The organism is Pseudomonas sp. MN1F, assembly GCF_009391885.1.
Classification (GTDB): Bacteria; Pseudomonadota; Gammaproteobacteria; order Pseudomonadales; family Pseudomonadaceae; genus Aquipseudomonas.
In genome coordinates, this window is the sequence record NZ_VZII01000005.1 from 88,298 (window position 1) to 107,375 (window position 19,078).

Below are 19,078 nucleotides of genomic sequence, written 5' to 3' on the forward strand. Positions count from 1 at the left end.
GCTAGCCCGCCTGCGCGCGAATGCGGATGGCATCGTGCCGCCAATACTCCAGGTCACAGTCGATCAGGTGCCCATGCTGGTCACTGTTGACCCGGGTGATATGCAGGCCCGGGCTGCCGGCCGACACCTTCAGCGCCCCCGCCGCATCCACCGGCAAGGCCGTCGGCAGGATCTCGAAGCACACCTGCCCGTACCGGATGCCATACACCCGCCCGTAGATCTCGGTCAGCGACTGCGCCAGGTCGTGTTCGAGGATGCCGGGAAAATACCTCGGGTTCAGGTAGTGCTCGGCATACAGCACCGCCCGCCCATCAATGCGCCGCAACCGGCAGATCCGCACCACGCTGGACAGTGCCGGCAGCTGCAGGCGTGCACAGATGGCCGCCGAAGCCGGCTGCAGGCGCGCCGAGAGCAATTCGGTGCTGGCCTCCCGCCCCTGGTCGCGCACCATCGCATGGAAGTGGCTACGCTCGATCAGGTCGTAGGTCAGGCGCTGCGGTGCGACGAACCAGCCACGCCGTTCTTCGCGGTAGATCAGGCCCTGGGCTTCCAGCTGCACCAGTGCCTCGCGCAGGGTGATGCGCGTGGTGGCGAACACCTCGCTGAGCTTGCGCTCGGCCGGCAGCTTGCCGCCCGGCGCCAGCAGGCCGTGCTCGATCTGCTCCTGCAGGGCATGGCAGATGGCTGTTACCGCGCGCGGTGGCGTCGACTGCATCAAAAGGTTACCTATTTGGACTAGTCCAGCCCCATGACGGGGCCTCTGGAGAATAGTGCAAGCCTAGGCAGGGCTGATGAACATCCTGTGACAAAGGCCTGGGCAGACACTGCCAGAAACGCGCCAAGCCAGCATATCCGGGGGGATCGGGTGGTCTACGCTGTAGCTTCAAGGGCTGCTCAGGCCCTGCCCTACATCAAACTGTCACGCAAGCGGCCTACCTTGGCTCAAGCTTTGCTGACCTAGACCAACGGTCAGCAAAAACAGCTTCATTCATAACAACGATCGCTAAAGGCACCCACCCAAGGAGCTTCGGATGAAAAAGTTGTTCATGGCGTCACTGCTCGGTTCGGCCATTACCCTGTGCACCTCGGCCATGGCCGCAGGCCCCGACCTCAAGGCCCTGGAAGACGCCGCCCGCAAGGAAGGCACCGTCAACAGCGTGGGCATGCCCGATGCCTGGGCCAACTGGAAAGGCACCTGGGAAGACCTGGCCAGCAAATACGGCCTCAAGCACAGCGACACCGACATGAGTTCGGCCCAGGAAATCGCCAAGTTCGAAGCCGAGAAGGACAACGCCAGCGCCGACATCGGTGACGTCGGTGCCGCCTTCGGCCCGATCGCCGCCAACAAGGGCGTGACCCAGCCGTACAAGCCAAGCACCTGGGACCAGGTACCTGAGTGGGCCAAGGACAAGGACGGCCACTGGGCGCTGGCCTATACCGGCACCATCGCCTTCATCATCAACAAGGACCTGGTCAAGGAAGGCGATCGCCCGACCAGCTGGCACGACCTGGAAAAAGGCAAGTACAAGGTCGCCATCGGTGACGTCAGCACTGCCGCCCAGGCCGCCAACGGCGTGCTGGCCGCGGCCATCGCCTACAAGGGTGACGAGAAGAACATCGAGCCTGGCCTGCAGCTGTTCACCAAGCTGGCCCAGCAGAAACGCCTGTCGCTGGCCAACCCGACCATCCAGACCATCGAGAAGGGCGAGGTCGAAGTCGGCGTGGTGTGGGACTTCAACGGCCTGAGCTACCGCGAGCAGATCGACCCCAAGCGCTTCGAAGTGCTGATCCCGTCGGATGGTACGGTGATCTCCGGCTATACCACCATCATCAACAAGTACGCCAAGCATCCGAACGCGGCCAAGCTTGCACGTGAGTACATCTTCAGCGACGCCGGGCAGATCAACCTGGCCAAGGGCCATGCGCGGCCGATCCGTGCCGAGCACCTGAAGCTGCCCGAGGATGTGCAGGCCAAGCTGCTGCCCAACGAGCAGTACAAGGCGGCGCAGCCGATCAAGGACGCCGCAACCTGGGAAGCGACCTCCAAGGCACTGCCGCAGAAGTGGCAGGAGCAAGTGATCATCGAGATGGAATGAATCAGCTGCTAGCTTCAAGCTGCAAGTAGAAGCCGATCCGCTTTTACTTGCAGCTTGTGGCTTGCTGCTTGTCACTTGAACAATTGGAGCCACCATGCAACACAACGTCATCCTGGTCCTGCTCGACGGCCTCAACTATCAAGTCGCCCACCACGCCATGGGCCACCTGCACGCCTACGTCGAGGCCGATCGCGCCGCGCTGTACCGCATGGAATGCGAACTGCCGTCGCTGTCACGGCCGCTGTACGAGTGCATCCTCACCGGTGTGGCACCGATCGACAGCGGCATCGTGCACAACAACGTCAACCGCCTGTCCAACCAGCGCAGCGTGTTCCACTATGCCCGCGAAGCCAACCTGGGCACGGCCGCGGCGGCCTATCACTGGATGAGCGAGCTGTACAACCGCTCGCCCTTCGACCCGCAACGCGACCGCCACACCCACGCGCCGAAGCTGCCGATCCAGCACGGCCTGTTCTACTGGGACGATCGCTATCCCGACTCGCACTTGCTGGCCGACGGCGAATATCTGCGCCGCCGCCATGCACCGAATTTCCTCCTGGTACACCCGATGAGCATCGACGACGTCGGCCACCGCCATGGCCTGGACAGCAGCCAGTACCGCAACGCTGCGCGCAGCGCCGACATCCTGTTGTCCGACTACCTGCCGGGCTGGCTGGAAGAGGGTTACCAGGTGCTGGTCACCGCCGACCACGGCATGAACAACGACCGCTCGCACAACGGCCTGCTGGCCGAGGAGCGTGAAGTGCCGCTGTTCGTGTTCGGCGACGCCTTCAGCCTCGACCCGGCCGCCAAACCGCTGCAGACCGAACTGTGCGGGACCATCTGCGAGCTGCTGGGGGCTGCACACGACAAGACGGTTTGCCGGGAGTTGCTCAAGTGAACCGTGGCCGCTACCTGGCCCTGCTCTGCCTGCTGCCGTTCGCCGTGTTCTTCGTCATCTTCCAGATCGCCCCGCTGGCCTGGGTGGCGATCAACAGCCTGCAATCGGAGGCCGGCTGGGGCGTGGACAACTTCAGCAAGGTGTTTGCCTCGAAGTTCTACCTGCAGGCGCTGCAACGCAGCCTGGAGATCAGCTTCTGGTCGAACCTGTTCGGCATCGTCATCGCCACCCTCGGCGCCTACTCGCTGCGCCAGGTCGACTCGAAGCTGCGCGACTTCGTCAGTGCCTTTGCCAACATGACCAGCAACTTCGCCGGGGTGCCGCTGGCCTTCGCCTTCATCATCCTGCTCGGCTTCAACGGCGCGCTGACCCTGCTGCTGAAACAGATCGGCCTGCTGGAGGACTTCAGTATCTACTCCAAGAGCGGCCTGATCCTGGTGTACACCTACTTCCAGATCCCGCTCGGCGTGCTGCTGCTCTACCCCGCCTTCGACGCCCTGCGCGAAGACTGGCGCGAGTCGGCCGCGCTGCTCGGGGCCAGCCACTGGCAGTTCTGGCGGCATATCGGCCTGCCGGTACTGACCCCGGCGCTGCTCGGCACCTTCGTCATCCTGCTGGCCAACGCCCTCGGTGCCTACGCCACCGTATATGCCTTGACCACCGGCAACTTCAACGTGCTGCCGATCCGCATCGCCGGCCTGGTGGCGGGCGACATCAGCCTCGACCCGAACCTGGCCAGCGCCCTGGCGATGGTGCTGGTGGGGCTGATGACGCTGGTCACGGTGGTTCATCAATGGCTGCTCAAGAGGAGCTACCATGCGCGCTGAAAAAACCTCCGCCAGGCTCTACCATCGGCTGGTGGTGTACCTGCTGTTCCTGATCCTGCTGCTGCCGCTGGCCGGCACCCTGCTCTACTCGCTGGCCACCAGTTGGTCGGCGAGCCTGCTGCCCAGTGGCCTGACCTTCAAGTGGTACGTCGCGCTGTGGAGCGAACCACGCTTTCTGGCCGCGTTCGGCCAGTCGCTGCTGGTGTGCGTGGGCGCGCTGCTGCTGTCGGTGGTGCTGATCCTGCCACTGCTGTTCGTGGTGCACTACCACTTCCCGAAACTCGACGCACTGATGAACATCCTCATCCTGTTGCCGTTCGCGGTGCCGCCGGTGGTGTCGTCGGTGGGCCTGCTGCAGCTCTATGGCAGCGGCCCGATGGCGATGGTCGGCACGCCGTGGATCCTGATCGGCTGCTACTTCACCATCGCCTTGCCGTTCATGTACCGGGCGATCACCAACAACCTGCAGGCGATCAACCTGCGCGACCTGATGGACGCCGCCCAGCTGCTCGGCGCCAGCACCTGGCAGGCCGCCCTGCTGGTGGTGCTGCCGAACCTGCGCAAGGGCCTGATGGTGGCGCTGCTGCTGTCGTTCTCGTTCCTGTTCGGCGAGTTCGTGTTTGCCAACCTGCTGGTCGGCACCCGCTACGAGACCCTGCAGGTGTACCTGAACAACATGCGCAACAGCAGTGGCCACTTCAACAGCGCGCTGGTGATCTCGTATTTCGCCTTCGTGCTGGTGCTGACCTGGGTCGCCAACCGCCTGAACAAGGACAAAACCTGAGATGAGCTTCGTCAGCGTACAGAACCTGCAAAAAAGCTACGCCGGCAGCCCGGTGTTCGAGAACATCGACTGCCAGATCGAACGCGGCGAGTTCGTCACCCTGCTCGGCCCCTCCGGCTGCGGCAAATCCACCCTGCTGCGTTGCATCGCCGGGCTGACCCCGGTGGACGGCGGCAAGATCCTCCTCGACGGCCATGACATCGTGCCGGTCAGCCCGCAAAAGCGCGGCATCGGCATGGTGTTCCAGAGTTACGCGCTGTTCCCCAACATGACCGTGGAGCAGAACGTTGCCTTCGGCCTGCGCATGCAGAAGGTCAAGGCCGATGAAAGCCAGCAGCGTGTGCGCGAAGCACTGGACCTGGTGGAGCTGGGCAGCTTCGCCGGGCGCTACCCGCACCAGTTGTCCGGTGGCCAGTGCCAGCGCGTGGCGCTGGCCCGCTCGCTGGTCACCCGCCCACGCCTGCTGCTGCTCGACGAGCCGCTGTCGGCGCTGGATGCGCGCATCCGCAAGCACCTGCGCGAGCAGATCCGCGCGATCCAGCGCGAGCTGGGGCTGACCACCATTTTCGTCACCCACGACCAGGAGGAGGCGCTGACCATGTCCGACCGCATCTTCCTGATGAACCAGGGGCGCATCGTCCAGAGCGGCGATGCCGAAACCCTCTACACCGCGCCCGTGGACCTGTTCGCCGCCGGATTCATCGGCAACTACAACCTGCTCGACGCCGATAGCGCCAGCCGCCTGCTGCAACGCCCGGTGGCCGGTCGCCTGGCGATCCGCCCGGAGTCGATCACCCTGGGCGTCAACGGTGAACTGGATGCCGAGGTGCGCAGTCACAGCCTGCTTGGCAACGTCATCCGCTACCGCGTCAACGTGCGTGAGGTGGAACTGGTGGTCGACGTGCTCAACCGTTCGCCTGGGGACCTGCATGCCGACGGCCAGCGGGTTTCCCTGTCGATCGACCCCACGGCGCTGCGCGAAGTGGCCTAAGGAGAATCAGCAAGATGGCACTGGCAATTTTCGATCTGGACGAAACCCTGATCCACGGCGACTGCGCGTCGCTGTGGAGCGAACAGATGGCCCGGCTGGGCTGGGTCGACGGCAAGGAGTTCCTGCGCCGCGACCATGAACTGATGGCCGCTTACGGCAAGGGCCACCTGCAAATGGAGGACTACATGGCCTTCAGCCTGGAGCCGATTGCCGGGCGCACGCTGGAGGAAGTCGAGCATCTGGTGGCGCCGTGGGTCGAAGAAGTGATCGAGCCGCTCATCTACGGCGACGCCTGCCGCTGTATTGCCGAGCATCGCCAGCGGGGCGACCGGATACTGATCATTTCTGCCTCAGGCACGCACCTGGTCGGGCCGATTGCGGCGCGGCTGGGGGTGGATGAGTACCTGGCGATCGAGCTGGAGGCGGTGAACGGGGTGTATACCGGTAAGACTCACGGCGTGTTGACCTACCGCGAGGGCAAGATCACCCGGTTACTGGAATGGCTGGATCAGGAGCAGGAGAACCTTGAGGGGGCGAGTTTCTATTCCGATTCGCGCAATGACCTGCCGCTGTTGCTGAAGGTCGATTACCCGCATGTGGTGAATCCGGATGCGGTGCTCAGGGAGCATGCCGAGAAAAATGATTGGCCGGTCTTGAGCTGGACGTGAGAGTCATGGCACCTGTTCCGACCCTTTCGCGGGGGCAAGCCCGCGAAGAGGCCGGGCCTGCTTACGCAAGGCTTGGGTCGATCACCATCACCAGTTTGCCAGACACCTGGTTGCTCTCAAGCTCGGCATACGCCGCTTGGGCAAACTCCACCGGGTAGGTATCGACCAGTTGCGGCGACAGGCGACCTTCGGCAAACAGCGGCCACACCTGCTGCTGCAGATCACGCAGCAGTTCGGCCTTGAAGCCGTCGTCGCGGTTGCGCAACGTGGATCCGGTGATCTCCAGGCGCTTGCCCAGCACCTGTGCCAGGTCCAGTTCGAACTTGCGCCCGCCCATCAGGCCGATGATCACCCAACGCCCGTCACGGGCCAGCAACTTGAGGTTGAGCTCGCCGTAACTGGCACCCACCGGGTCCAGAATCACATCGAACGGCCCGAAGCCTTCCAGCGCATCGAGATCCTGGTTACGCACCACGCCACCCGCAGCACCCAGCGCCTCACAGTAGTCCAGGCGGTCCTGGGAGCCGACACTGACCCATACCGGGCTGCCAAAGGCCTTGCACAGCTGGATCGCCGCCGAGCCCACACCACTGGCGCCAGCATGCACCAGCACCTTCTCACCGGCCTTCACCTTGCCCAGCTGGAAGATGTTCAACCACGCCGTGGCATACACCTCCGGCAGCGCCGCCGCTTGGTGCAGGCTCAGGCCCTCTGGCACCGGCAATACGTGGCGGGCATCGACCACCACTTGTTCGGCCATGGCACCGCTGGCCAACAGCGCGCAGACGCGGTCGCCCACACGCCAATCAGCGCCAGCGCCGACTTCCTCGATCACCCCGGCGCACTCCAGGCCCATGTACGGGCTGGCGCCTGGCGGCGGTGGATACAGGCCCTTCATCTGCAGCAGATCGGCGCGGTTCAATCCCGCAGCAGCCACGCGAATGCGCACTTGGCCCGCGTCACAGGCCGGGCGTTCGGCCTCGACCCAGGCCACATGTCCGTCAACGCCTTGCAATGCCTTCACAGTGCCTCCATAGTTGAATCACAGACTGAGCCTGAGGAGCCCGCTCCCCAGGCTTTTTGCAGTATTTGCCCGGCTCCGATGGAACCGGCGAACGGAAAAGACGGCCTACTATGCGTGATCAATTGCCTCCACGTCGAATCAGCATGAAGCATTTCCTCCCAAGCACCGCCCTGGCCCTCATGGTTGGCCTGGGCAGCCTCACGCTCGGCGGCAATGCGGCGGCCGCCAACAAGTGGGACAGCCTGCAGCCGGACCGCGACGAAATCGTCGCCAGCCTTAACGTGGTGGAGCTGCTCAAGCGTCACCACTACAGCAAGCCACCGCTCGATGACGCCCGCTCGGTGATCATCTACGACAGCTACATCAAGCTGCTCGACCCGGCCCGCAGCTACTTCACCGCAGCCGACATCGCCGAATTCGACAAGTGGAAGACGCAGTTCGACGACTTCCTCAAGAGCGGCAACCTCGACCCCGGCTTCACCATCTACAAACGCTACCTCGACCGCGTCAAGCAGCGCCTGGACTTCGCCCTGGCCGAGCTGGGCAAGGGCGTCGACAAGATGGACTTCACCACCAAGGAAACCTTGCTGATCGACCGCAAGGATGCTCCGTGGGAGAAGGACCAGGCCGCGCTCGACGAGCTGTGGCGCAAACGCGTCAAGGACGAGGTGCTGCGCCAGAAGATCGCCGGCAAAGAGCCGAAGCAGATCCAGGAAACCCTGACCAAGCGCTACAAGAACCAGCTGGCGCGCCTGGACCAGACCCGTGCCGAGGACATCTTCCAGGCCTATATCAATACCTTCGCCCAGTCCTACGACCCGCACACCAACTACCTGTCGCCGGACAACGCGGAAAACTTCGACATCAACATGAGCCTGTCGCTCGAAGGCATCGGCGCGGTGCTGCAGAGCGACAACGACCAGGTCAAGATCGTGCGCCTGGTGCCGGCAGGCCCGGCCGCCAAGACCAAGCAGGTGGCACCGGCCGACAAGATCATCGGTGTCGCCCAGGGCAACAAGGAAATGGTCGACGTGGTCGGCTGGCGCCTGGACGAAGTGGTCAAGCTGATCCGTGGTCCGAAAGGCTCGATAGTACGCCTTGAAGTCATCCCGGCCAGCAATGCGCCAAGCGACCAGACCAGCAAGATCGTCTCGATCACCCGCGAAGCCGTGAAGCTCGAAGAGCAGGCGGCGAAAAAGTCGGTGCTCAAGCTCAAGCAGGACGGGCGTGACTACAAGCTCGGCATCATCGAAATCCCAGCCTTCTACCTGGACTTCAAGGCCTACCGTGCCGGTGACCCTGAGTACAAGAGCACCACGCGCGACGTGAAGAAACTGCTCACCGAGCTGCAGAAGGAAAAAGTCGACGGCGTGGTCATCGACCTGCGCAACAACGGCGGCGGCTCCCTGCAGGAAGCCACCGAGCTGACCAGCCTGTTCATCGAGAAAGGCCCGACCGTGCTGGTACGCAACAGCGACGGCCGCGTCGATGTGCTCGAGGACGAAAACCCCGGTGCCTTCTACAAAGGCCCGATGGCGCTGCTGGTCAACCGCCTGTCGGCCTCGGCCTCGGAGATCTTCGCCGGCGCCATGCAGGACTACCACCGTGCGCTGATCATCGGTGGCCAGACCTTTGGCAAAGGCACCGTGCAGACCATCCAGCCCCTCAACCATGGCGAGCTGAAGCTGACCCTGGCCAAGTTCTACCGGGTCTCCGGGCAGAGCACCCAGCACCAGGGCGTGCTCCCGGACATCGACTACCCGTCGATCATCGACACCAAGGAAATCGGCGAAAGCGCCCTGCCTGAGGCCATGCCGTGGGACACCATCCGCCCGGTGGTCAAGCCAGCAGTCGACCCGTTCAAGCCGTTCCTGGCCGACCTCAAGGCCAAGCATGACGCACGCAGCGCCAAGGATGCCGAGTTCACCTACATCCGTGACCGCCTGGCCCTGACCCAGAAGTTGATGGACGAGAAGACCGTCAGCCTCAACGAGCAGGAGCGCCGTGCCCGCCACGATGACGTCGAAACCAAGCAGTTGGCCATGGAGAACATCCGTCGCAAGGCCAAGGGCGAGGAGCCGCTCAAGGAGCTGAAGAAAGTCGACGAGGACGCCCTGCCGGAAGACGATGACAAGACCAAGCCGGAAGACGATGCCTACCTGGCCGAGACCGGTCGCATCCTCATCGACTACCTGAGCGAAAGCACCAAGATGGCCAAGAAGTAACGCTCAGCACAGGCTGAAAGAAAAAGGGGCGAACATTTGCATGTTCGCCCCTTTTTTTCGCCACTTACTGCAGGTCGACATTCAAGCTCGGTGTGCCAAATGCCGCCAGCGAGGCGTTGGAGCCGGCGAAATAGCCGCTCCAGAATTGCTGCAACTGCTCCATGGTCTTGCCCGAACGGTAGGCGTGCTTGACGTCCTGGGTCACCAGTCCGGCGCCAGCGACATAAACGCGGGCCCCCTGCAGGTCGGCGAACAACTGGCGCTCGCCAACACGCTTGAGCTCAGCCGCCGGGTTGAGGTCACGAATTCGGTTGTTGGCGTAGAAACTCCCGAAGTCACTGTTTTCCAGCATGTCCGACAGCAGCAGGATCACGCGCTCGTCGGCCGGGCGTGAGGCCAAGTCGTTACCGATGTCGCGCAGCGAATGAAAAATCTCGCTGCGCGGAATGTCCTCGGTCGCCTCACGAAGGGTCTGGACGAAGACCTGCCCGAATTTCTTGTGCAAGAACGCCTGCTGCTGCGCTAGACACTTGTCGAAAGTACGCAGCGACTGCATGCCGACATCATCACGAACATTACCTGGCAGGGGTGTATTCAGTTCGCCGGCGAAACGCAGCTGCATGTACTTGCCCGGCACGAATGCCGAGAAACTGTAAAGGCGCAGCTTGTCGCCAGGGCCGACGAAGCGGTTTACCTGGGCCCAGGCGGCTTTCTGGATGCTCTCGGGCATCGGGATGGTCTGGTCGACGATCACCGTCAGCTCACGTCCGCTGCCCGCCTGGCGGAACGCATCAATCCTGGCATGGCCATAGCAGTCGGGAACGTCGTTGCGCTCGCTGGCCTGGGCCAGCGCAGGCAGGCAGAGCAGTGCGGCGAACAAGGTCTTGAGCTTCATTCAGACGCCTTCGAAATCTTTCAACAATTTCTGTTCGTCGCGCAGTGCCAGCACCGCACCGAGGTCAAAACCCTTGGCCTGGCAGATGGTGCGCAACTGCTCGTCGCTGTAGCCCGTCAGGTCCTTGTTGCGCAAGGCGTCAAGGGCTGAGGCAGGCGCGGCGGCAGGCATCTCGGGCAAGGCTTCCCGAGGCGCCGCGACAACAGCCTGCGGCGCGGCTTCGGCTGGCGCGCGCGGGTCTACCTTGGCTGGGCTGGCAGTGGCCGCCTGGCGGGCATGGCTGTCTTCCTGGCGAAGGCGCACGAAGGCGTTGAAGTCGCGGTTCTGCGAGGCGTCAATGGCCACCGCCACGTCCGGGTTGGTGGTCGGGCGACGCGACAGCTTCATCTGCAGCTTGCGCAACTTGTGGTCGGCATGGGCACTGATACGGATGCGCTGGTTTTCCATCCAGCGTTCGAGTTCGTCAGCATTGTTGAAGGCATGCGAATACGCCCAGGCCTTCTTCGACTCCACACCCGCGAAACCGAAGATCGAGGCCAGCCAGACACTCACTGCCTGGATGGCAATGTAAATGACCGACAGCACGACGAAGGTGATCAGCGACGCACTGCGGATGGCGTCCATCTTGTCGGTCAGAGTGTTGTCGCTAGCCTGCTGGTTCAGGGTCGCCGAGTCATCGGGCAGCTCGAACGGGCTGGCTTCGCCCTCGACCTGCTGGGCAAAGATGTCCGGGTTGCCGACCATCTCGGTCTCGATGCTCTTGAGCTGGTAGGCACGAATGCCAAACGCCGCGCTGGCCATGATCAGCACGACCAGGGCACAACCGATGATCCAGCCGCGCTTGGGCGTGACTGTGTGATTGGTATTGAGGCGCGCGAGGATACGGTTGTAGTCCTTGGCACCGTTATCGCTGTAGGTATCCTTGATGCGGATACCCGGCAGCTGCTTCAAAGCATTGCTGCCCCGCTCGGGGTCGCTCTCCCACCAGTGCCGAGCCTTGCTGACCAGGGCGTTATGGTGAATGGCGCGGCCTGCCGCTTCGGCGAAGCCGGCAGAGATGATCGACAGCAAGAACGCCGCCATCCAGCCCAGGTAGGTCTGGTCGTTGCTCGAAAGGTTCTGGTTGATGAACGGCACCAGGACATAAGCGAAACCGACGGCTTCGAACAGGATAAGCAAGAAGGTCAACACCAGGACCCAGAGCGGACGTTCACGGCGATCGCTTTCACCGATGGCGTCCAGATACGCTTCGCACTTGTTGTAGTACTCGGCGTTCTTTTCACCGACGTCCTGGTAATAGTCGTAATAGGCGTCGCACAAAGTGGTTTCGCTAAGTAGCCATTTGCGCTTGTCGGCAATGGTGCTGGCGCGGGCCAGGCGGGCGACCGTGCCGATCAGCGGCAGGCCGTGCCAGACACGCATGGCGGTATACACCACCTGTTTCCAGTGCATGACGCACAGGATGGCCGCAACCAAGGCCAGCATGACCCCGGCACTGATCAGCCGGTTGGCCACGACCAATGCCATCAACTCGTTGAAACTGAACGCTTGCATGTGTCTTCCCTGTTTCAGGTACGAACCGGCACGAACCGGGCGGTAAAGGTTTCGCCGTCGCGGCGGGGGTAAAACAGCGCGCCATCGGTGGCCTTGGCGCTACCCTTGCTGAACACCACGTCCATGCAGGACACCGGCGCTTGCGGATCTTTGAGGAACACCCGGTACAGCACGCGGTCTTCACCTTCATAGGTGTTGGCTACCGCATCGGCCTTGATCAGCGCCTTGCGATTGCCCTTGGCATAGTCAGTCACTACCTGGATAAACGGCTGGCGATCGACCGCCGCATCCACGCGCAGGATCGACACTGGAGAAATGGTCACCAGGTGACCATTGACAGTTTGCGCCCAGACGCGGTTGTTGTAGCCCGGCAGATAATCGGTGGTCGGGTGGCTGTCGAGTGCCTGGCCACTGGCGAGGTTGAACACCTTGCCGCTTTCGCGTGGCTGGTCGGCCTCGCAGCTGCTCACCGGGATTGTGCTGGCATACGCCGGAGACACCAGTGTGAACCCGCCGCTTTTCGGTGTGATGGTCTGCCCCAGTGTCCATTGGCTACTGGACACTGCCTCCCCGCCGAAATCGATCAAAGCCCCGCTACGGACAACCATTGCTGGCCCGCTTGCCGCGGGAGCCGCCGTCTTTTCCGTCGCGTTGGGCCTGGCGGGCAAGCTGGCAGCTGGCTTTGCCTTGGCGGGCAGGTGACTTGACCACCGTCGCCGTGCCGTGGGCCAGGTACTTGGGATTGTTCTGCTCGGCATTCACGCGCTTGACCAGTGTGGCGGTGTCGTTGACCTCGACGAACTCGACACGACGGTTCTTGCCACGTTGCATCGGGTCACTGTTGTCCGCAACCGGGCGTGAGGCCCCTGCCCCCTGAAAGTACATGCGCTGGCGTGCAATACCCTGCTCGGCAAGGATGCTGGCCACCGCCCGCGCCCGCCGCTCGGAAAGCTGCTGATTGAAGCTCGCGCTGCCGGTGGCGTCGGTGTGGCCAACCACCAGAATCGCCGTATCGCGCTGGCCGCCGTAGGCGCTGGCCAACTTGCGCACCTGGCGCTCACCGTCGGGGCTGAGCTGGGCACTGCTGACAGCGAACATGCCCTCATCCTGCACCTGGGCGACGAAACCCGCCTCCTGTGGTGCAGCACTGGCGGTGGCCGCCGGGGTGTTGAGGGTTTCAACGTCAAGTTGCAGGTGTTCTTCCTGGGCCAGGCTGCGTAAACGGTCGATGCGGTCCTTGTACGCCAGCGCTGCACCGCAACCGGCGGCTGCACCAATGACCGCACCACCGATAACTGCACCATTGCCCTTGTTGCTGAGCGCCCCTGCTGCCGCCCCTGCCAGGGCGCCGACCGTGCCGCCCAGCAGGCAGTTGGCCGTGCGGCTATGGGTATGGGAAAACTCTTCGATGCTGGCGCAACCGCTGACGCCGACTGCCACGGCAAGGGCTAGGGCCGTGCTGCGCACATTGTATTTTGAAGCTGACAAACCCGTCTCCCGAGCAATCCACTGACTCAGGGCGCCCACCACGCAAAGGCGCTGGCTGACGTTCGTCCCTGAACGACAAATTTTGTAAAAATGAAAGGCGCGGGGATTTCATCACAGCCATTGACGCCAATACAACGGCGAATATGCCGTTTACCCCACAATGATGGCAATTTAATGCATGCTGTCATCAAATGGTCACTGCACTGTCGTGAAATACACCGGCCGGGGTGCGTCTGCCTGGCCTCTTCATCTTCAGGAATTCACCATGACCGTCGCCGAACAGCTCAGTGCCTTGAGCGCCATTTTGGCTCAGCGCAGCATTCACAGCCTGTTCCAACCGATCGTCTGCCTCAGCGAACGGCGCATTTTCGGCCATGAAGCCTTGAGCCGGGGCCCGTCCAACAGTCCGCTGCATTCACCCTTGAACCTGTTTGCCATTGCCCGCCAGGCCGGTCACCTGACCGAACTGGAGGCCGCGTGCCGGGAAAGTGCGTGCCGACGCTTCAGCCAGCAGGGGCTCGACGGCAAGCTGTTCCTCAACATTTCACCCGAATCGCTGCTGGAACCGCACTACCCTTCCGGGCGCACCCTCAAGCTGCTCGAACAAGTGGGGCTGGCACCCAACCGTGTGGTGATCGAACTGACCGAGCAGACCCCTACCGACGATTTCCAGCTGCTGTCCAATGCCTTGCATCACTATCGCGACATGGGCTTTTCCATCGCCCTGGACGACCTCGGCGCGGGCTATTCGAGCCTGCGCCTGTGGTCGGAGCTGCGTCCCGAGTACGTGAAGATCGACCGCCACTTCATCGATGGCATCCACCGCGACCCGCTCAAGCGCGAGTTCGTCGGCTCCATCCTGCAGATTGCCCGGGCCTCGAAGGCGCAGGTGATAGCCGAAGGGATCGAGCTGCCGGAAGAGCTGGCGGTGTTGACCGAGATGGGTGTGGACCTGGTGCAGGGGTATCTGCTGGGGCGGCCGCAGGAGATGGGAGTGCGGGAGAATCAGCAGCTATTGGCGCAGGTGCTGCCCGTGGCTCTGGTCGAGCAGCCGACGGTGGGCCTGAATGCCACGATCGGGCAAATCATGGCGCTGTTCGGGCGGCATGAGCACCTGGAGTCATTGGAAATTCGCGATGCCGAAGGCATGCCCTGTGGCCTGGTTCATCGCAATGCATTGCCTGTACCGGCCTCATCGCTGGCAATCCAGCGATGAGGCCGGTACAGGCAATTAATCAGGCTGTTTCGGGATAGCTGTACTCAAACACCCGAACGACCTCGGAGGCATGCCAGGACGCCGCCTCCATGCCATCTACCGGCCCCGAAAAACGCCCCAGGCGCTCCACGCACTCGAAAAAGCCGGTGCGCGGCAAACGGCTGGCACCCTGGCTGATCACCAAGGAGCTGCGCAGTGGCTGCTCGGCGCGGGCATCGAGCACCGCCAGGTACTCCAGCGCAGCGGTGAGGGTCTGCATCGCCGGGCTGGGCAACTGCAGGCGCTCGATCAGCGCACGGTAAGTGAGCAGGTGGCGTTGACGGCGGGCCAGGTCAAGCTCGTCCAGCAGGTTTTGCCAATGCTGTCGGCTGATCCTGACCTGGCTCATGATGGCTCGCTCCAGCCGGCCACCCCCAGATGCCAGGCCAGGGCACGGCGGATTGCAGCATCCGGCTGGCGCTCGCCCGATTCGATCATGGCCAGGTACGCCGGGCTGACCCCGACATTACGCGCCAACTGCTCTGGGGCGATGCCTTTGGCCTGGCGCAGTTGCGCCACTTCACTGAACGCTGGCAGGCTGGCTGCCGGGGCGCTTTGTTGCGCTGATTCGCCAGCCACCTCGGCCGGAGCTTGCCCGGCTGCCCTGAGCAGCGCCTGATACTGCTCCCAGGGCACGACGGCGTACTCGGGCTGACCGTCCCGGCTAATGACCTGAATACCCATACAACCCCCTTACGTAAGCATTACCGTTTTCGCGCCTGCTACAGGCTTTCGACCAATAGCGAAAGGCAATCGGGCTGCTCCCCTTTCGTTATATCCCATTGTAAGAGATTTCCGATCAGCGTGCCCAACGTCAGTGCAAGAGAGCGCGATTCTGATGTGCTGTTCAAGTTCTGATGCCGGCGGTTGCCTATAGAGAATACTTGTCGTCTTCCCGAATCGGTTGACCAATGCACCGACCAAAGATATTGGCCAAGTGCCCATCATCACCAAGGTAAGATTGGATATTGGCCGCGACCCACTCTTCGCTATTCACACCATCCCAGTTGATGGAGAACCCCGCGTTCACGATGATCCACTCAAAAAGGATACGCTGAGTGCGTCCATTGCCCTCCCTGAACGGGTGCGCAACGTTCAATGTGCCATAGGCCTCTGCCACCGCTTTGATCAGCTGGTCGCGCGAGTAATCTTCGAACCATCTCGCTGCCGCCATTTTCGAGAATTCTTTCCTGGATTCTGGCTCTATGAATTCAGGACTACAAAACCTCGTGCTGCCTTTGCTGATTGCAGCAGTACGTAGTTTTCCCGCCCAGCTGTAGATCTTCGAGAAAAGCGCGCAATGAATTTGCCTTAGGGATTCCAGGCTATAGGGAGGAGGCACGAACTCTAAAGCGGAAGCCGCGATTGCGCTGAGATAACGCTCGGCATCCTCAAGGTCTTCAGGATCGCGCAGGTCGAGCAGATTTATGAGTACGTCAGTTCCCGGATAGCAATCCGAGTCTTGTTCAGCACCGTACTTGTCCCTTCTCAAGCCTTGACCAGCTGCACAGCCTTGAGCGCAGCAACACGAGTGGGCAACTTGATTTCACCATCATCTTTAGACACGCAGAATCCCTCAAGCCGAAGGCTGGCTGCATAGTTGGCTTTGCGATGCTTGGCATACCAGGCTTTCTTGGCTTCCAGACTGAGCTTTTCCATATCTTCGACCTTACGGTTACGTGCCTTCAGATTGTAGCTGATCAAGGCGTCCATTTGGGCAATTGCCTTCCCCACATGTCAGTGCGCTTTGCGCTCCAGGCGCAGTGCTTCGGGGGTGTCGGGCAGGCGTTCGACCACCCGCAGGCGCTCAGGCGCCTGGCTGTCGCGCCAGGCCTTGAAGCGCGCCAGCTCATCAGCCACGGTCTTCAACACCCAGCCGAGCACGGCGATGTCATCGAGAAAACCGACGCCGAGAATCCAGTCGGGGATGGCGTCGATGGGGCTGACGAAGTACAGCAAGCCGGCGACGATGGTCACCAGTGCCTTGGGGCTGATGGCGCGGTACTCACCCCGCCACCAGGCCAGGCAAAGCGACTGCAGCAGCTTGACGTCATCGCGCAACTGGCCGATGCGCGGGCCTTTGCGGGCCACTGCGAACAGCAAGGCCGGCAACCGGCCACGGCTGAGCAGGCGCTCGGCCAGGGGCAGGAAACGGGCGAAATTCCAGGCGCTCATGGAGCCTCCAGCAGGGGAAGGTTATCCACATTTATTGTGGATAACCTTGTGAACAGGGCGAAGTTTGTGACGGCGGGCGCCCACAAGGCAAGGGCCCCGGTCAGATCGGGCGTTTTTTACACAGTCGTTTCAGATCCGCAAACGTTTTGCGTCAGAAGCTTCCGGCTTCTTCACTCTGCCCTTGCTCGGACAGTGCCAGCCGCACGAGGTTCGCCGAATGATCCCCCACAAACGACAACGCCCCGTCAGGACGGGGCGTTGTGCAGGTACCAGCCGTTATTACTTGGCAGGTGCTTCGGCCGGAGCTTCAGCTTCTGGCGCTTCGCCACCCTGCAGTTGGGCCGGGTCCTTGATGGCGATCAGTTCCAGGTCGAACACCAGGACCGAGTTGGCCGGGATCAGCGGGCTCGGGCTCTGGGCGCCGTAGGCCAGTTCAGCCGGGATGAACAGCTTGTACTTCTCGCCAACGTGCATCAGCTGCAGGCCTTCGACCCAGCCTGGGATCACACCGCTGACGGGCAGGTCGATCGGGCTGCCGCGCTCGACCGAGCTGTCGAACACCTTGCCATCGATCAGCTTGCCTTCGTAGTGAACGGTGACCACGTCGGTCGGCTTCGGCTGCGGGCCGTCAGCCTTCTTCACGACTTCGTACTGCAGGCCCGAGGCGGTGGTAACCACGCCAGGCTTCTTGGCGTTTTCTTCGAGGAATTTCTTGCCGGCGCTGGCAGCTTCTTCGCTGGCCTTGGCCAGGCGTTCTTCGGCGCGCTTCTGCAGCGCGGTGAAGGCTTCTACCAGTTCTTCGTCCTTGATGCGTTGCTCTTTCTTGCCGACAGCGTCTTCGATGCCGAGGGCGACTGCTTTCGAATCAAGGTCTTCCATGCCTTCCTGAGCCAGGCTCTTGCCCATGTTCAGGCCGATACCGTAGGAGGCTTTCTGTGCCGGAGTCTTCAGCTCGGGGCTGCTGGCTTGTTGATCGCAGCCAGCCAGTACCAGGCCTACCAGGGCAACCGCAGCCGCCAGACGATGCTGTTTCATGCTATTTCCTTGTTCATGCGCCATAAGGGCAATCAGGGTAAAGCCGCGAGCTTATCAGGCGGCCATCACCAATGGCTACCGGCATAAGAGCGGGTTTTCGTAAGGAAGTTCAGTAGGTAAAGGCTTCTTCATGGATGCTGTACAGCCATTGGCCAGTATTGACCCTTTGTGCCGGGTTTTCCTGGTTTTTGTGGCTTTTTATTTCTGGCAGTTCTGATCAGGGATACGCGCCTTCCCGGTACTGCTCAGCGAGCTCGCGCAGCACCTCGCACACCCACTGCCCCTGCAGACTCAACGGCAATGCCGCATTGCGGCAGATGCCCACCGAACCGCCCGGCTCGCGCACGCCGAGGTCAACTTCGGCCAGCTCACCCCGGCGCAAATCCAGCAGCACCGCATCACGCGGCGCCACCCATAATGCGTCACTGCCCAGCAGATAACGCCGGCTCAGCGCCAACGACAAGGTTTCCAGCCGCTGCGCCGGCATCTGGATGCCGCACTGCACAAACAGGCTGTCTGCATGCTGGCGGATGGTGGTACCCGGCGGTGGCAGCACCAACGGATACTGCCCGACCCGCTGCCGCTCCACCGGTGCGCTCGCCAGCAAGGGATGACCGGGGCGCACCACCAGGGCCATGGACTCGCTGTACAGGTGCTCGAATGACAGCCCCTGAATCTGCGGGCTGTCGGTCATGCGCCCGACCACCAGCTCCAGCTCGCCCAGGTGCAGTTGCCCGAGCAACTGCGCACTGACCCCGGTGACCACGCTGATCACCAAGGCCTCATGGCGCTGATGCAGGCGGCACAGCACCTCAGGCATCAGCAGCCCCTCGACCGTCGACAGCACACCAATACGCACCTGCGACGGCGCCCGCGCTTCACCGCGCAGGCTGCTCACGCCATCACGCAGCGCCTGCACGCTGGGCCCGGCGTAACGCATGAAGCGGGTGCCAGCCGGGGTCAGCTCGACGCCCTGGCGGCTGCGCTCGAACAGACGCGCTTCGAGCAGGTCTTCTAGCTCCTTGAGCGTCTTGGAGATCGCCGGCTGGCTGATCGCCAGGATGTCCGCCGCCCTGGCCAGGCTGCCCTGCCGGGCAATCTCCAGGAAACACAGCAGGTGGCGGTACTTGATACGGGTGTCGAGGTTCATGCCGGCAAGC

At 62.4% G+C, this 19,078-nt stretch carries 21 protein-coding genes; 8 read left to right on the forward strand and 13 right to left on the reverse strand.

Translation table 11 applies throughout. The features are described from left to right. Position 1 precedes the first annotated feature (1 nt). Positions 2-715, reverse strand: a complete 714-nt coding sequence (locus F6X59_RS02340; RefSeq protein WP_152954220.1) for a UTRA domain-containing protein — start codon at positions 713-715, stop codon at positions 2-4. A gap of 316 nt (positions 716-1,031) precedes the next feature. Here F6X59_RS02340 and F6X59_RS02345 point away from each other — a divergent pair, with 316 nt between their 5' ends. From F6X59_RS02345 to F6X59_RS02370, 6 genes are all read left to right on the forward strand, one after another. Next, entirely contained in the window at positions 1,032-2,096 is a 1,065-nt protein-coding gene (locus tag F6X59_RS02345; protein ID WP_152954221.1) for an ABC transporter substrate-binding protein, read from the forward strand. 94 nt (positions 2,097-2,190) lie between these two features. Beyond that, positions 2,191-2,997, forward strand: coding sequence for an alkaline phosphatase family protein (locus tag F6X59_RS02350; RefSeq protein WP_152954222.1), 807 nt, complete (start codon positions 2,191-2,193; stop codon positions 2,995-2,997). Further along, a complete protein-coding gene (locus F6X59_RS02355) occupies positions 2,994-3,824 on the forward strand; it encodes an ABC transporter permease (protein ID WP_372240281.1) in 831 nt (276 codons plus the stop codon). Before F6X59_RS02350 ends, F6X59_RS02355 begins: the two co-directional genes overlap by 4 nt. Continuing rightward, positions 3,814-4,608 (forward strand): ABC transporter permease, encoded by a 795-nt coding sequence (locus tag F6X59_RS02360; RefSeq protein WP_152954224.1) that lies wholly within the window; start codon positions 3,814-3,816, stop codon positions 4,606-4,608. The genes F6X59_RS02355 and F6X59_RS02360 overlap by 11 nt, the downstream gene beginning before the upstream one ends. Position 4,609: 1 nt before the next feature. Next, complete coding sequence (locus F6X59_RS02365) at positions 4,610-5,599, forward strand: ABC transporter ATP-binding protein (protein WP_152954225.1); 990 nt, start codon at positions 4,610-4,612, stop codon at positions 5,597-5,599. Between the two features lie 14 nt (positions 5,600-5,613). Then, positions 5,614-6,267, forward strand: coding sequence for an HAD family phosphatase (locus tag F6X59_RS02370; RefSeq protein ID WP_152954226.1), 654 nt, complete (start codon positions 5,614-5,616; stop codon positions 6,265-6,267). A gap of 61 nt (positions 6,268-6,328) precedes the next feature. On the opposite strand, the gene F6X59_RS02375 is transcribed toward F6X59_RS02370, so the two are convergent. Beyond that, entirely contained in the window at positions 6,329-7,291 is a 963-nt protein-coding gene (locus F6X59_RS02375; RefSeq protein ID WP_372240282.1) for an NAD(P)H-quinone oxidoreductase, read from the reverse strand. 143 nt (positions 7,292-7,434) lie between these two features. On the opposite strand from F6X59_RS02375, the gene F6X59_RS02380 reads away from it, so the two are divergent. Further along, complete coding sequence (locus F6X59_RS02380) at positions 7,435-9,516, forward strand: carboxy terminal-processing peptidase (RefSeq protein ID WP_178120023.1); 2,082 nt, start codon at positions 7,435-7,437, stop codon at positions 9,514-9,516. Positions 9,517-9,580: 64 nt separating this feature from the next. Here F6X59_RS02380 and F6X59_RS02385 read toward each other — a convergent pair whose 3' ends face one another. The 4 genes from F6X59_RS02385 to F6X59_RS02400 are packed head-to-tail and all read right to left on the reverse strand — an operon-like array spanning position 9,581 to position 13,453. Then, positions 9,581-10,411, reverse strand: coding sequence for a hypothetical protein (locus F6X59_RS02385; RefSeq protein ID WP_152954228.1), 831 nt, complete (start codon positions 10,409-10,411; stop codon positions 9,581-9,583). Next, a complete protein-coding gene (locus F6X59_RS02390; protein WP_152954229.1) occupies positions 10,412-11,965 on the reverse strand; it encodes a hypothetical protein in 1,554 nt (517 codons plus the stop codon). It lies immediately after the preceding gene. 14 nt (positions 11,966-11,979) lie between these two features. Then, positions 11,980-12,528, reverse strand: coding sequence for a hypothetical protein (locus tag F6X59_RS02395; RefSeq protein WP_152954230.1), 549 nt, complete (start codon positions 12,526-12,528; stop codon positions 11,980-11,982). Positions 12,529-12,559: 31 nt separating this feature from the next. Next, positions 12,560-13,453 carry an OmpA family protein gene (locus F6X59_RS02400; protein WP_152954231.1) on the reverse strand — a complete coding sequence of 298 codons (894 nt, stop codon included), beginning with the start codon at positions 13,451-13,453 and terminating at the stop codon, positions 12,560-12,562. Between the two features lie 265 nt (positions 13,454-13,718). On the opposite strand from F6X59_RS02400, the gene F6X59_RS02405 reads away from it, so the two are divergent. After that, complete coding sequence (locus tag F6X59_RS02405) at positions 13,719-14,669, forward strand: EAL domain-containing protein (RefSeq protein WP_152954232.1); 951 nt, start codon at positions 13,719-13,721, stop codon at positions 14,667-14,669. A 19-nt stretch (positions 14,670-14,688) separates the two neighbouring features. On the opposite strand, the gene F6X59_RS02410 is transcribed toward F6X59_RS02405, so the two are convergent. The 7 genes from F6X59_RS02410 to pcaQ form a co-directional block, all read right to left on the reverse strand. Continuing rightward, complete coding sequence (locus F6X59_RS02410; RefSeq protein WP_027918137.1) at positions 14,689-15,057, reverse strand: hypothetical protein; 369 nt, start codon at positions 15,055-15,057, stop codon at positions 14,689-14,691. Next, positions 15,054-15,392: a helix-turn-helix transcriptional regulator gene (locus F6X59_RS02415; RefSeq protein WP_152954233.1), complete on the reverse strand. Its 339-nt coding sequence runs from the start codon at positions 15,390-15,392 to the stop codon at positions 15,054-15,056. The genes F6X59_RS02410 and F6X59_RS02415 overlap by 4 nt, the downstream gene beginning before the upstream one ends. A gap of 187 nt (positions 15,393-15,579) precedes the next feature. Then, positions 15,580-16,200, reverse strand: a complete 621-nt coding sequence (locus F6X59_RS02420) for a Fic family protein (RefSeq protein WP_152954234.1) — start codon at positions 16,198-16,200, stop codon at positions 15,580-15,582. Next, positions 16,197-16,367: a YhfG family protein gene (locus F6X59_RS02425; RefSeq protein WP_152954258.1), complete on the reverse strand. Its 171-nt coding sequence runs from the start codon at positions 16,365-16,367 to the stop codon at positions 16,197-16,199. The genes F6X59_RS02420 and F6X59_RS02425 overlap by 4 nt, the downstream gene beginning before the upstream one ends. A gap of 78 nt (positions 16,368-16,445) precedes the next feature. Beyond that, the gene (locus F6X59_RS02430) at positions 16,446-16,883 is read right to left on the reverse strand and encodes a YkvA family protein (RefSeq protein ID WP_152954235.1); all 438 of its coding nucleotides are present in this window, start codon (positions 16,881-16,883) and stop codon (positions 16,446-16,448) included. A gap of 279 nt (positions 16,884-17,162) precedes the next feature. After that, a complete protein-coding gene (locus F6X59_RS02435) occupies positions 17,163-17,918 on the reverse strand; it encodes an FKBP-type peptidyl-prolyl cis-trans isomerase (RefSeq protein WP_027918134.1) in 756 nt (251 codons plus the stop codon). Between the two features lie 217 nt (positions 17,919-18,135). Further along, complete coding sequence (pcaQ, locus tag F6X59_RS02440) at positions 18,136-19,068, reverse strand: pca operon transcription factor PcaQ (protein WP_152954236.1); 933 nt, start codon at positions 19,066-19,068, stop codon at positions 18,136-18,138. Positions 19,069-19,078 lie beyond the last annotated feature (10 nt).

What these genes read in the sequence shown, in the direction of transcription:
- F6X59_RS02425 (WP_152954258.1), bottom strand. Translation starts at nt 16,367, where the DNA reads ATGGAAAAGCTCAGTCTGGAAGCCAAGAAAGCCTGGTATGCCAAGCAT.
- F6X59_RS02430 (WP_152954235.1), bottom strand. Translation starts at nt 16,883, where the DNA reads ATGAGCGCCTGGAATTTCGCCCGTTTCCTGCCCCTGGCCGAGCGCCTG.
- F6X59_RS02350 (WP_152954222.1), top strand. Translation starts at nt 2,191, where the DNA reads ATGCAACACAACGTCATCCTGGTCCTGCTCGACGGCCTCAACTATCAA.
- F6X59_RS02365 (WP_152954225.1), top strand. Translation starts at nt 4,610, where the DNA reads ATGAGCTTCGTCAGCGTACAGAACCTGCAAAAAAGCTACGCCGGCAGC.
- F6X59_RS02405 (WP_152954232.1), top strand. Translation starts at nt 13,719, where the DNA reads ATGACCGTCGCCGAACAGCTCAGTGCCTTGAGCGCCATTTTGGCTCAG.
- F6X59_RS02360 (WP_152954224.1), top strand. Translation starts at nt 3,814, where the DNA reads ATGCGCGCTGAAAAAACCTCCGCCAGGCTCTACCATCGGCTGGTGGTG.
- F6X59_RS02410 (WP_027918137.1), bottom strand. Translation starts at nt 15,057, where the DNA reads ATGAGCCAGGTCAGGATCAGCCGACAGCATTGGCAAAACCTGCTGGAC.
- F6X59_RS02370 (WP_152954226.1), top strand. Translation starts at nt 5,614, where the DNA reads ATGGCACTGGCAATTTTCGATCTGGACGAAACCCTGATCCACGGCGAC.
- F6X59_RS02340 (WP_152954220.1), bottom strand. Translation starts at nt 715, where the DNA reads ATGCAGTCGACGCCACCGCGCGCGGTAACAGCCATCTGCCATGCCCTG.
- F6X59_RS02390 (WP_152954229.1), bottom strand. Translation starts at nt 11,965, where the DNA reads ATGCAAGCGTTCAGTTTCAACGAGTTGATGGCATTGGTCGTGGCCAAC.
- F6X59_RS02435 (WP_027918134.1), bottom strand. Translation starts at nt 17,918, where the DNA reads ATGAAACAGCATCGTCTGGCGGCTGCGGTTGCCCTGGTAGGCCTGGTA.
- F6X59_RS02415 (WP_152954233.1), bottom strand. Translation starts at nt 15,392, where the DNA reads ATGGGTATTCAGGTCATTAGCCGGGACGGTCAGCCCGAGTACGCCGTC.
- F6X59_RS02380 (WP_178120023.1), top strand. Translation starts at nt 7,435, where the DNA reads ATGAAGCATTTCCTCCCAAGCACCGCCCTGGCCCTCATGGTTGGCCTG.
- F6X59_RS02345 (WP_152954221.1), top strand. Translation starts at nt 1,032, where the DNA reads ATGAAAAAGTTGTTCATGGCGTCACTGCTCGGTTCGGCCATTACCCTG.
- pcaQ (WP_152954236.1), bottom strand. Translation starts at nt 19,068, where the DNA reads ATGAACCTCGACACCCGTATCAAGTACCGCCACCTGCTGTGTTTCCTG.
- F6X59_RS02385 (WP_152954228.1), bottom strand. Translation starts at nt 10,411, where the DNA reads ATGAAGCTCAAGACCTTGTTCGCCGCACTGCTCTGCCTGCCTGCGCTG.